Here is an 11990-nt window from a genome sequence, read left to right on the forward strand (position 1 = left end):
GCGACCTCAGATGGCACGCTTGGGAGCAGTGCGGACATGGGTGGTGTACAGGGTCAGGCCGGTGAACGCCAGGCCGCCAACCAGGTTGCCCAACGCGGTGGGAATCTCGTTCCAGATCATGTAGTCCATGACCGAAAAGTCGCCGCCCATCATCATCGCCGTCGGGAACAGGAACATGTTCACCACCGAGTGCTCGAAGCCCATGAAGAAGAACAGCATGATCGGCATCCACATGGCGATGGCCTTGCCGCTGACCGAGGTGGAGATCATCGCGCCCACCACACCCATCGACACCATCCAGTTGCACAGCATGCCGCGCAGGAAGATGGTCACCCAGCCGGCAACGCCATACTCGGCGTAGCCCAAGGTGCGCGCCTCACCGATGTGCGACAGCTTCTCGCCCACCGCGCCCGGTTCAGTAGAGAAGCCCATAGTGAATACAAACGCCATCATCACCGCGACTGTCAGCGCTCCGGCAAAGTTGCCGACAAACACCAAACCCCAGTTGCGCAGCACGCCGTTTACCGTCACCCCCGGACGCTTGTCCAGCAGCGCCAGCGGTGCGAGTACAAACACCCCGGTGAGCAGGTCAAACCCCATCAGGTACAGCATGATGAAGCCCACGGGGAACAGCATCGCGCCGACCAGCAACGAGCCGGTCTGGGTAGCGATGGTGACGGCAAACACCGCCGCCAGCGCCAGAATCGCGCCAGCCATATAGGCACGAATCAGGGTATCGCGAGTCGACATGAAGACTTTCGACTCACCGGCGTCGACCATTTTGGTAACGAATTCAGCGGGGACCAAATAAGACATGATTCAACTCTCCAGATAGAAAAATCCGATGCGGCGGCGTTAGCCTGCCAGCCCGATCTCGACCTGATCGCCCTGCAGGCGGACAGGCCATACCTGCAGCTGCTGATCGGGGTATTCGATGCACTGGCCATCGCTCAGACGGAAGTGCTGCTTGTACAACGGCGAAGCAATCACCAAATCCCCCTTGAGCTGACCGACGATGCCGCGGCCGATCACGTTGGCGCCGGACTTGGGATCGCGGTTGGCGATGGCAAACAGCTGTTTCTCGCTCGGCAAGTGGAACAGCGCCACCTGTTCACCATCGAGCCAGGCGACCACGCCGGAGTTGGCAACCAGGTCGTCACGGGCGCACAGCGGGCGCCATTGCAAAGCGGTTTGCGAAGATGTGCTGGAACGGGTCATTGCGCGGCCTCCTCGGCAACGGGAATCAGGTGCAGTTCGGAAGCCTTGACCGGACGACGCTGGCCGCGCTCCCTGACGAAGTGAATGTCCGGATCATTACGCTCATCGTTGACGAAGGTGCGGAAGCGCTTGAGTTTCTCCGGATCACTGATGGCGTTGGCCCACTCACACTCGTAGCGGTCAACCACCAGTTGCATCTGGCTTTCCAGCTCGGCGCCGAGGCCCAGGCTGTCGTTGATGATCACGTCCTGCAGGTATTCCAGCCCGCCTTCCAGACTCTCGCGCCAGACCGAGGTGCGTTGCAGACGATCGGCGGTACGCACGTAGAACATCAGGAAGCGGTCGATGTATTTGATCAGCGTCGCGTCGTCGAGGTCTGTGGCAAACAGTTCCGCGTGACGCGGACGCATGCCGCCGTTGCCAGCTACGTAGAGGTTCCAGCCCTTGTCGGTGGCAATCACGCCCACATCCTTGCTCTGCGCCTCGGCGCATTCGCGGGTGCAACCGGACACGGCGAACTTGATCTTGTGCGGTGAGCGCAGGCCCTTGTAGCGGTCTTCGAGGGTCAGCGCCATGCCGACGCTGTCCTGCACGCCGTAGCGGCACCAGGTGCTGCCGACACAGGACTTCACGGTCCGCAGCGATTTGCCGTAGGCGTGGCCGGTCTCGAAGCCCGCTTCGATCAGCTCACCCCAGATATCCGGCAGCTGGTGGAGTTCGGCACCAAACAGATCGATACGCTGACCACCGGTGATCTTGGTGTAGAGGTCATACTTCTTGGCAACCTGACCGAGCACGATCAGCTTCTCCGGCGTGATTTCGCCACCGGCGATGCGCGGCACAATCGAGTAGGTGCCGTTCTTCTGCATGTTGGCCATGAAGGTGTCGTTGGTGTCCTGCAGCGGAATCAGGCCCGGATCGGTGATCGGCTGGTTCCAGCAGGAGGCGAGAATCGAACCGACTGCCGGCTTGCAGATGTCGCAACCATGATGGCCACGGCCGTGCTTGGTCAGCAGCTCTTCAAAGCTCTCAATGCCCTCAACGCGGACGATGCCGTACAGCTCCTGACGAGTGTGGGCGAAGTGCTCGCACAGGCTCTTGTCGACTTCAACACCACGCGCCGACAGTTCGTGCTCGAACACCTGCTTGAGCAGCGCAGCACAGCCACCGCAACCGGTCGCCGCCTTGGTATTGGCCTTGAGTTCGCCCAGATCGGTGCAACCGGCATCGACCTGACAGCAGACCGCGCCCTTGCTGACGTTGTGGCAGGAGCAGATGGTTGCGGTATCCGGCAGTGCATCAGCACCCAGCGTCGGGGCACCCTCGCCCACCGGCAGAATCAGGCTGGCCGGATCCGCCGGCAGCTTGATGCCGTTCAGGGCGTATTGCAGCAGGGTGTCGTAGTAGCTGTTGTCACCCACCAGCACCGCGCCAATCACCCGCTTGCCATCGGCAGACACCACCAGGCGACGGTAGCTGTGGGTGATGTCATCGATATAGCGATAGCTGCGCGCGCCTTCGGTAGCGCCGTGGGCGTCGCCGATGGAGCCCACATCAACGCCCAGCAACTTGAGTTTGGTCGACATGTCCGCGCCGGAGAACGCCTCGTGCGGGCGACCTACCAGCAGCGCGGCCAGATTGCGCGCCATGCTGTAACCCGGGGCGACCAGGCCGAACACCCGGCCCTGCCAGGACGCGCACTCGCCAATCGCGAAGATCGCCGGATCGCTGGTGCAAAAACCATCGTCGATCACCACACCGCCGCGCTCGGCAACGGCCAACCCTGAGGCCCGCGCCAGCGTATCCTGCGGACGGATACCGGCAGAGAACACGATCAGGTCAGTTTCCAGCGATTCGCCGTCGGCGAAGTTCATGCGGTAGGCGTAATCCTCACCAGCGACAATCTCACTGGTGGCCCGTGACAGGTGCACGCCAACGCCGAGCGCTTCGATCCGTGCCTTCAGCGCCGCGCCACCGTCGTCATCCAGCTGCACCGGCATCAGCCGTGGCGCGAACTCGACCACGTGCGCCTCCAGCCCCAGTGACTTCAGCGCGTTGGCCGCTTCCAGCCCGAGCAAACCGCCGCCGACCACTACACCGCGACGGGCACCGGCCGCTGCGGCACGAATCGCATCCAGATCATCCAGCGTGCGGTACACCAGTCGCGAGTTACCCTCGGCGCCCGGAATCGGCGGTACAAACGGGTAAGAACCCGTGGCCAGAATCAGCTTGTCGTAGGCAAGACGGCCGGTGGCAGTGACCACCTCTTGCTGCTCGCGGTCGATCTCCAGCACCGCCTCGTTCAGATGCGCCTGCACGCCGTGCTCGCTGTAATAGTCTGCAGCACAGAGCGCCAGCGACTCGGCATCACGCCCACCGAAGTACTCCGACAGGTGGACTCGATCATAAGCCCGCTGGCGCTCTTCGCCGAACACGTGCACCTGATAATGGGCAAGTGCACCCTGCTCGACGAGCTGCTCGATGCAATGGTGACCCACCATGCCATTGCCGATGATGATCAGCGTTTCTTTCTTGATCGGGGCGACGAACGCATTCATGGCCTGTCCTCAGTCACGGGTCTGCTTTTCGGGCAGACAACAAAAAAAGGCGCCTGCAACTGTCTCCAGTTGCAGGCGCCTTTGCCTTTGATTCTCAAATTGTGGTGCTCGGCCCTGACGCTGTGCGTTGTGTGCCTGAGCAACGGGCCTGGCTATCGTAGTCGGCCTTGCAGAACTCTCCAGCAACAGCTGTGCCAGATCTGAAAAGCGCCCAAATAAACAACACAAACTATTGATAAATAAAGAATTAAATACAATAAAACCAGCCATACCGAACGCCATGACACACCTACGCGCGAACCAGTGCGGTGCATCAAGCCGTTACAGAGTCCGCAATGGTGCACTCAGGGTTCGGCCACGGTCGCCCGTTTGGGTGCTTGTTTAACCCGCCTTGCTGCCTAAGATGCGCGATGCATAACGCGCAACTGTCTCCATTTGTTTCATTATCAGATTCAGCCTTACTGGAGACCCATAAGCACCACAACAAGAAGGAACTCCCATGCACACTTTGTTCAAGCACGGCCTGGCAGCACTCGCCCTCAGCGCCCTGTTCAGCATCCCGGCAATGGCCAGCAACCCAGGTATCAGCCGCCCGGATACCATGATCCTCGGCGACTCGATTTTCGCCCTGTCCGGGGATATCCACGAGAATCTGGAAGCGGATCTCGACGAAAACATCGACACCTACGCCCGCTCAGGCTGCCAGCTGACCGGTGGCAACATCCTCTGCTCGCGCCTGTATTCGGTAGAGAACCAGTACGCCCGTGCCGACAAGAGCGGCATCCGCACGGTGATCTTCAACGGCGGCGGTAACGATATTCAGCTCAACAGCTGCCGCCCGTCGCTCAGCGCCTGCATGCCGCTGCTCAATGATCTGGAAGACCGCATCGCTACCCTGGTGCAGAAAATGCGCAACGACGGCATCGAGGAGATCATCTTCCTCGGCTACTACAACGCCGTCGGCAGCGCCGAGGATCTGCACGACATCAACAACTACAGCATGAACTACAAGGCCGCCGCCTATCCGGGCATGGGCGTGAAGTTTGTGGATGTGCGCGCCGACTTCGCTGGCCGTGAAGCCCTTTACATCACCAGCGATGGCATTCACCCAACCGCCGCTGGCTCCCGTGTGCTGTCCAACCGCATCCTGCAAGCACTGGATTGATGCTCCGGGAGGGCCGAGTTTCAGCTCGGTCCTCCTGACAGCCATCCCTTGAGACACAGCGCCTTGGCGCTCATAATGCTCGGCCCGCCATTCTTGTCATTCCGCAGGCCCAACGCATGTTCCGCTGGTTTGAAAACCGTCTTGATCCGTTTCCCGTCGAAGAGCTGAGCGAGCCGCCGCGCAAGCTGCTGCCGTTCTGCCTGCATTTCACCCGCGGCGCCTGGCCCTACATCATCCTGGCCTCAATCCTGATGGCCGGTATCGCCATGACCGAGGTCTGGCTGTTCGGCTTCCTTGGCAATATCGTGGATTGGCTGTCGGCGCAGACCCGCGAAACCTTCCTGCAGAACGAAGGCTGGAAGCTGGCCGGCATGGCGTTCATCGTGCTCGTCGCCCTGCCTGCGCTGATCTTCATCAACAGCCTGACAACCCATCAAACGTTGATGGGCAACTATCCCATGCGCATCCGCTGGCTGGTGCACCGCTACCTGCTCAAGCAGTCGATGGCGTTCTATCAGGATGAGTTTGCCGGGCGCATCGCCACCAAGCTGATGCAGACGGCACTGGCCGTGCGCGAGTGCGTGATCAAGCTGATCGACGTCCTCAACTACATCGCCGTCTATTTCATCGGCACGCTGGTGCTGGTCGGCCTGGCCGACTGGCGCCTGACCCTGCCGATGCTCGCCTGGCTGGTCGGCTACATCCTGCTGATGCGCCACTACATTCCGGTACTGGGTCAGGTCGCCAACGTGCAGGCGGACGCCCGCTCGGTGATGACCGGGCGCATCGTCGACAGCTACACCAACATCCAGACGGTCAAACTGTTCTCCCACGCCAAGCGTGAATCCGATTACGCCCGCGAGGGCATGAACGAATTCATGGTCACCGTGTACCAGCAGATGCGGCTGGTCACCACGCTCTACACCCTGCTGTACATCCTCAACGCCCTGTTGCTGCTGGGCGTGGCCGGAACCGCATTGTGGCTCTGGGTGCAAGGCACCATCAGCGTCGGCGCGGTTGCCGTGGCGGTCGGTCTGGTACTGCGCCTGTGGGGCATGTCGCAGTGGATCATGTGGGAGCTGTCTGCGTTGTTCGAGAACATCGGCACCGTGCAGGACGGCATCAACTCGATCTCCCGCCCACAGGTGGTCAACGACCTGCCCGAGGCCAAGCCGTTGCTGGTGCCGCACGGCGACATCCGCTTCGAGGCGGTGGAGTTTCACTACGGCAAGGGCGGCGGTGTAATGGACCACCTCAACCTGCATATCCGCCCCGGTGAGAAGATCGGTCTGGTCGGCCGCTCCGGCGCGGGCAAGTCGACCCTGGTCAATCTGCTGCTGCGCTTCTACGACGTCGAAAGTGGCCGCATTCTGATCGACGGCCAGAACATCGCCGAGGTGCAGCAGGACAGTCTGCGCGCGCAGATTGGCATGGTCACCCAGGATACCTCGCTGCTGCACCGCTCGGTCCGCGACAACATCCTATATGGTCGCCCGGACGCCGATGAGCAGATGATGCGCAAAGCCGCGCGCAACGCCGAAGCCGATCAGTTCATTGCCAGCCTGGAAGATGCCAAGGGCCGTTTCGGCTACGACGCCCACGTCGGTGAGCGCGGAGTCAAGCTGTCCGGCGGTCAGCGCCAGCGCATCGCCATTGCCCGGGTGATGCTCAAGGACGCACCAATCCTGATTCTCGACGAGGCCACCTCGGCGCTCGACTCCGACGTGGAAGCGGCGATTCAGGAGAACCTCAACCGATTGATGGAAGGCAAGACCGTGATCGCCATCGCCCACCGCCTGTCCACCATCGCGCAGATGGACCGACTGGTGGTCATGGAGCAAGGCAAGATCATCGAGCAGGGCTCCCACGCCGAACTGATCGCTCACGGTGGCGTCTATGCCCGCCTCTGGGCCCGCCAGTCTGGCGGGTTTATTGGCGAGGATCTGGAAGAGACCAGCGAGCCGGTCTGATCGACCGTTTTCTCGCTGTTCACTTATCCGCTGTCATCAAACCAGTTGATGCCGCCCGCACGGGCGGCTATCTGGGTCTAGAATCGGAGCAAAACAACAACAAGGAAGATCGCAGATGAAGTCTCCCATGCGGGCACTGGCCCTCACCGGGCTGTTCAGCCTCGCCCCTCTGGCTCTCGCCACCAGCTACTCCAATCCTGAAGTCATCGTCGCCCCCTCCCCGTTCAAGGGCGTCCACGGTCTGGCCGTCGACAAGCAGGGGCGCCTGCTTGCTGGCAGCGTGGTCGGTGCCAGCCTCTATCAGGTCAACCCGGAGAGCGGCGAAGTAACTACCCTGATCGGTCCAGATGAGGGGCAAGCGGACGACATCGCTATCGGCCCTAATGGCGAAATGGCCTGGACCGGCTTCTACTCCGGCAAAGTCATGTACCGGGAGAATGACGCCGCGCCCATTCAGGTGCTCGCAAGCGATCTGCCCGGTATCAACTCGCTGGATTTCAACGACGAGACCGGCGCGCTCTACGCCAGCCAGGTGTTTCTCGGCGACGCACTCTGGGAAATCGACCGCGCTGGCGAGCAGCCTCCCAGACTGATCGTCAAGGAAATGGGCGGCTTCAACGGCTTTGAGGTCGGCACCGATGGCTGGCTGTATGGCCCGCTCTGGTTCAAGGGACAAGTGGTTCGCATCAACCCGGCCGACGGCGAGATCAAGGTCATCTCCAGTGACTTCAAGACCCCGGCTGCCGCCAACTTCGACTCCAAGGGCAATCTCTACGCCATCGATACCTTCAGCGGTCAGCTCAAGCAGATTGACCAGAGCAGCGGCGAAACCCGCGTGATCGCCCAGCTCGACAGCGCGCTGGACAACCTGGCAGTGGACGCGCAGGACAACATCTACGTCTCCAACATGGCCAACAACCGGATCACCCGGGTCAACCCGCAGACCGGCGACACCCGGCAGATTGTCGGTGGCGAGCTGGCAGTCCCCGCCGGACTGGCACTCAGCGAAGACGGCAAGACGCTGTATCTCGCAGACGTCTTCTCGCTGCGTGCAGTCGATACCGCCACCGGCAAGGTGACCGACCTGCGCCGCGCCCACGGCTCGGACGCCGAATACCCGATCAACGTCGGCCTTGGCCGTGAGCGCCTGCTGGTCACCAGTTTCTCCACGGGCACCCTGCAGTTGATCAGCCGCGCCGACAACAGCACGCTGGCAATGGTCCACCACCTCAACGCGCCTTCGGCAGCAGTCGAGTTGGACGACGGCAGCATCCTGGTCAGCGAAATGGGCAGCGGCAAGCTACTGCGTCTGGCCGGCGCCGACCTAGGCGAGCGCAGTGATGCGGCCACCGGCCTGCAAGGCCCGGTGCAGATGATGCGTGGCAGCGACGGTATGGTCTATGTGACTCAAATGAGCGGCGCCGTCAGCCGCTTCAACCCTGAAACCGGTGAACTGACCAACATTGCCGAAGGCCTGCGCCTGCCCGAGGGCCTGGCCGAGCTGCCGGACGGCAGGCTGCTGGTGGCTGAACCCAGCGCCCAACGGCTGCTGATCATTGACCCGAAAACCGGTCAATCCGAGGTTGCCGCAGAGCAGCTGCCGATTGGTCTGGCCCCGGGCCCCGGCATGCCGCCGACCGGCATACCAACGGCTCTGGCAGCCGATAGCGAGGGCCGCGTATACTTCGCGTCCGACATCGACAACGCCCTCTATCGACTCACCCCACAGTGATAGGGCGGGTCGATGCAGAGACTGCAACGACCCGCCCTCGATAGCGAAAACGGAGCCTTTCCTGTCAGGGGGAGCGGAATTATCTACCGCTCCCCGTGGTCATTCCATTTGTGCATATTGAAATGGCTGTAAACAGGAGACATCCCGATGCCTTCCACTATCAAGACCCTGTTCATCTCTACCCTGATCACCACCGCTGCATCCTTCTCCCCGCTCACCCTGGCCGACAGTCCCCGCAATCTGGGCTGGATTGAGCAAGGTGTCATCGAGCCAGCAGACATGACCGTCAAGTTCAAACTGGACACCGGCGCCCTCACCTCTTCCATGCACGCCGAGGACATCGAGCGTTTCGAACGCGACGGCCAGCAATGGGTACGCTTCCGGGTCGCCCTGGAGGACCTCAAGTCCCGGGACCAGATCAGTGAAGTATTCGAGCGCCCGCTGGAACGTGACCTGCGCGTGCGCGGCGCTGGCGGCTCGGAAGACCGCCCGGTGGTGCGGATGGAAGTCTGTATCGCCGGCGAACGGCTGAACGAAGAATTCTCGCTGCGCGACCGCAGCAACATGCATTACCCCGTGCTGCTTGGCCGCCGCACCCTGGACCGCCTCGGCAACGTCGACAGTTCGCGTACCTTCACTGCCGAGCCTAACTGCGTCGCCAGCAATGCCTGAACCCGAGAGCAGGTCTCATCCAGAGACCTGCTCCTCAAGTTCCCGCCGCATCGTCGCAATTTCATCCGCCATCCGCTGCAACCCTGCGTAGACCTCAGCGTCAGCTCTGGTGAAATTGATCCGCAGGCAATCGCGATACTTGCCCGAAGCGGAGAACAGCACGCCGGGCGCAACCTGGACACCCTGTTGAACCAGCCTGTCGTTCAGGCGAACACAATCCAGCCCAGTCAGTTCTAGCCACAGTACAAAGCCGCCCTGCGGGCAGCTAACGGCGGTATCAGCAGGAAACAGTGCGTGAATCCAGCCCAGTACCAGATTAAGATTGCGCTGGTAGGATCGCACCACATGTCGCAGGTGCCGCTCGTACTGACCCGACTCGATGAACTCCGCGACCGCCAGTTGCGGAACAATCGCCGTTGTCCCGGTCGAAACGTACTTCATGTGCAGCACCTGATCACGATACCGGCCGGGAGCAATCCAGCCCAACCGCATCGACGGCATCAGGGTTTTCGAAAAACCGCTGCAGAGCAGCACGCGGCCGTCCTCATCCCAGGACTTGATGGTTCTCGGGCGCGGTGCGGTATAGGCCAGATCACCGTATACATCGTCTTCGATGATGGCCACGTCGAAGCGCCGAGCCAACGCCACCAAGGCGCGTTTGCGCGCATCAGGCATGGTGTAGCCGAGCGGGTTGTTGTGCGTTGGGGTTACCTGAATGGCCTTGATCGGCCACTGCTCCAGTGCCAGTTCAAGCGCCTCAAGGCTAATACCAGTTTGCGGGTCGGTCGGCAGTTCCAGCGCCTTCAGCCCCTGCGCCTTGAGCGTCTGCATGCTGCCGTAGAAGCTCGGAGAGTCAACCGCGACCACGTCTCCGGGGCTGGTGAGCGTGCGGATGGCTATCGACAGGGCCTCTTGGCAACCGGAGGTGATGACAATATCGTCCTCGTGCAGAACCGTCCCCGACGCGCCCGCCAGACGCGCCAGCTGCAGGCGCAGCAACGGGCTGCCGACCAGCGAGTCGTAGTTGTCGTATTCGGCGCCGGCAAGGCGATACAACCGAGACAAACTTCTGCGCAGGGGCTTAAGCGTATCGCCCGTTGTATCAGGCGAGCCACTGCCGAGCAGCAGGCAGCCGTGCTCTGGCGGCTGGTTAACCAGACTCAGTACCTGATCCCACTGCGATACTTCCAAGGGACGCTGCGCTGGACGGCTTGGCGCAGGCAACGTGCCAGGGCGCGCGCGCGCCAAAGCGAAGTATCCCGACTTAGGCCGAGCGGCGACCAGCCCAGCCGCCTCAAGCTCGGCATACGCTGTCTGCACCGTCGACACACTAACCGCAAACTCGGCACACGGATCCCGAATGGACGGTAAGCGATCGCCCGGCTGGTACAAACCAGACTCCAAACGCTGACGCAGGGTTACAGCAACCAGCTCGTAGCGCTTCATTACAGACCTCAAGAATCTTCCAAGAACAATACAGATTAGATACCGAGCGGCCGTACACCTGGCTCGCTATCGATATCTGTATCTATAAAAAAATAAAATTTACATCTGTATCCAATTTGCTGCCAGCTCTAAATTGGTCATCGCACCGTTTGGAGGACTAGAGATGATCACAGCACTGCTACAACACTGGCGAACCGTACTGCGTCGCAGGCGTACCTGTCGCCTCTTGCTGCGCTTGGATGACCGGATGCTGGCGGATATTGGCCAGAATCGCGCCGAGCTTGAGCAGGAGTTCGCCCGCCCGCTGTTTAGATTGCAGGACAAGCGCAGAGCAAAATGCCCCGCTGCCCCTTACCATCAGTGGCTGAATTGAGTAGGCTGCCCGCTTTCATCAAGCCGGGCAGCCGTCATGCAAAACACTCAGGATCTCGACCTTAGCCGCCGCTACGAACTGGCCTGCCAGCTAGCCCGCGAGGCAGCGCAACGTGGCCTGCGGCTGTATCGTCAGCGCGACCTGCTGGCTGTCGAGCACAAAGGCGGGTTCAGCCAGGATGTGGTCAGCGCCGCCGACCGCGAGCTGGAGGTGTTTATTCGCGCCGAGCTGATGAAGGCATTTCCCGAAGACGGCTTTGTCGGCGAGGAAACCGGCGCCGAGCGGCTGGATGCACGCTGCGTATGGGTCATCGATCCGATCGACGGCACCGCCTGCTTCCTGCACGGCCTGCACAACTGGTGCGTCTCCGTTGGCCTGCTGGTCGATGGGGTACCCTGCATCGGCGCGGTCGCCGACCCCAACCACGACGAGCTGTTCCACGGCGGCCGTGGCTTTGGCGCTTGGGTTAATGAACAGCCGATGCAGGTCAGCCAGGCCACCGACCTGCACGCGGGATTGCTGGGGGTTGGTACTTTCTACGTTGAGGGCAAGCAGCACTTCATGCCATTTTTGGGCAAGCTGCTGGACGCAGGCGGCATGTTCCTGCGTAACGGTTCCGGCGCGCTGATGACGGCGTACGTCGCGGCCGGGCGGCTGCTCGGCTACTACGAAACCTGCCTGAAGAGCTGGGATTGTGTTGCCGGCCTGGCATTACTGGCGGAATCCGGCGGACGCGGCAATGACTTCTTGCGCGGCGAAGGGTTGCTCAAAGGCAACCCCTATCTGGTGGCCTGCCCCGGCGTCTATGAGCAGGTTGCCGCAATGATCGGACCCTCGCTCGACGCCGAATAGGCGA

10 protein-coding genes are annotated in these 11990 nt (G+C 61.5%); 6 read left to right on the plus strand and 4 right to left on the minus strand.

The features are described from left to right. Window positions 1-6: 6 nt before the first annotated feature. The 3 genes from AAFM31_RS01055 to nirB are packed head-to-tail and all read right to left on the minus strand — an operon-like array spanning window position 7 to window position 3776. A complete protein-coding gene (locus AAFM31_RS01055; protein ID WP_341706038.1) occupies window positions 7-816 on the minus strand; it encodes a formate/nitrite transporter family protein in 810 nt (269 codons plus the stop codon). A gap of 39 nt (window positions 817-855) precedes the next feature. Next, window positions 856-1218 carry a nitrite reductase small subunit NirD gene (gene nirD, locus AAFM31_RS01060; protein WP_341706039.1) on the minus strand — a complete coding sequence of 121 codons (363 nt, stop codon included), beginning with the start codon at window positions 1216-1218 and terminating at the stop codon, window positions 856-858. Further along, window positions 1215-3776, minus strand: a complete 2562-nt coding sequence (gene nirB, locus AAFM31_RS01065; RefSeq protein ID WP_341706040.1) for a nitrite reductase large subunit NirB — start codon at window positions 3774-3776, stop codon at window positions 1215-1217. The genes nirD and nirB overlap by 4 nt, the downstream gene beginning before the upstream one ends. Before the next feature lie 499 nt (window positions 3777-4275). On the opposite strand from nirB, the gene AAFM31_RS01070 reads away from it, so the two are divergent. The 4 genes from AAFM31_RS01070 (at window position 4276) to AAFM31_RS01085 (ending at window position 9315) form a co-directional block, all read left to right on the plus strand. Then, window positions 4276-4941, plus strand: a complete 666-nt coding sequence (locus tag AAFM31_RS01070) for an SGNH/GDSL hydrolase family protein (protein WP_341706041.1) — start codon at window positions 4276-4278, stop codon at window positions 4939-4941. A 116-nt stretch (window positions 4942-5057) separates the two neighbouring features. Continuing rightward, window positions 5058-6911 (plus strand): ABC transporter ATP-binding protein, encoded by a 1854-nt coding sequence (locus tag AAFM31_RS01075; RefSeq protein WP_341706042.1) that lies wholly within the window; start codon window positions 5058-5060, stop codon window positions 6909-6911. 115 nt (window positions 6912-7026) lie between these two features. Then, the gene (locus AAFM31_RS01080; RefSeq protein ID WP_341706043.1) at window positions 7027-8643 is read left to right on the plus strand and encodes an SMP-30/gluconolactonase/LRE family protein; all 1617 of its coding nucleotides are present in this window, start codon (window positions 7027-7029) and stop codon (window positions 8641-8643) included. A 147-nt stretch (window positions 8644-8790) separates the two neighbouring features. Then, window positions 8791-9315 carry an ATP-dependent zinc protease gene (locus AAFM31_RS01085; RefSeq protein ID WP_341706044.1) on the plus strand — a complete coding sequence of 175 codons (525 nt, stop codon included), beginning with the start codon at window positions 8791-8793 and terminating at the stop codon, window positions 9313-9315. A 15-nt stretch (window positions 9316-9330) separates the two neighbouring features. On the opposite strand, the gene AAFM31_RS01090 is transcribed toward AAFM31_RS01085, so the two are convergent. Further along, window positions 9331-10761, minus strand: a complete 1431-nt coding sequence (locus tag AAFM31_RS01090; protein WP_341706045.1) for a PLP-dependent aminotransferase family protein — start codon at window positions 10759-10761, stop codon at window positions 9331-9333. A gap of 163 nt (window positions 10762-10924) precedes the next feature. Between AAFM31_RS01090 and AAFM31_RS01095 the strand changes: the two genes are divergently transcribed. Both AAFM31_RS01095 and AAFM31_RS01100 read left to right on the plus strand, forming a co-directional pair. Beyond that, window positions 10925-11134: a DUF1127 domain-containing protein gene (locus AAFM31_RS01095; protein WP_341706046.1), complete on the plus strand. Its 210-nt coding sequence runs from the start codon at window positions 10925-10927 to the stop codon at window positions 11132-11134. Window positions 11135-11170: 36 nt separating this feature from the next. Next, window positions 11171-11986, plus strand: coding sequence for an inositol monophosphatase (locus AAFM31_RS01100; protein ID WP_341706047.1), 816 nt, complete (start codon window positions 11171-11173; stop codon window positions 11984-11986). Window positions 11987-11990 lie beyond the last annotated feature (4 nt).

It is taken from the genome of Halopseudomonas sp., assembly GCF_038130085.1.
Taxonomy (GTDB): domain Bacteria; phylum Pseudomonadota; class Gammaproteobacteria; order Pseudomonadales; family Pseudomonadaceae; genus Halopseudomonas.